Annotated in this window: 1 protein-coding gene; it reads left to right on the top strand. The window is 29.5% G+C overall.

What is annotated here, in order from left to right; genetic code table 11:
- Positions 1-13 precede the first annotated feature (13 nt).
- A partial coding sequence (locus QP119_RS11665) for a ParA family protein (protein WP_284776342.1) occupies positions 14-241 on the top strand: 228 nt, incomplete at its 3' end.

Here is a 241-nt window from a genome sequence, read left to right as displayed (position 1 = left end):
GTCTAAATCTATTGTGTCTGTTACAAACCAAATTGATATGATTCCTACAGATTGGACATTATCTTTATGGATTGGTGCTGTAGAAAAAGTTAGTCGGGTTAAACGTAATATTCTATTACCACAAATGCTTTCAAAATTAAAACAAAATTACGATTATATTTTTATTGACGTACCACCAACAATAAATGTCTTTACTAATAATGCAATCATGGCTTCAGATTTCATCTCAATTGTCTTACAA

It is taken from the genome of Corynebacterium frankenforstense (assembly GCF_030211955.1).
Classification (GTDB): Bacteria; Actinomycetota; Actinomycetes; order Mycobacteriales; family Mycobacteriaceae; genus Corynebacterium; species Corynebacterium frankenforstense_A.
The sequence above is the reverse complement of the archived record's forward strand: the minus strand, read 5'-3'. Positions and strand labels throughout refer to the sequence as shown.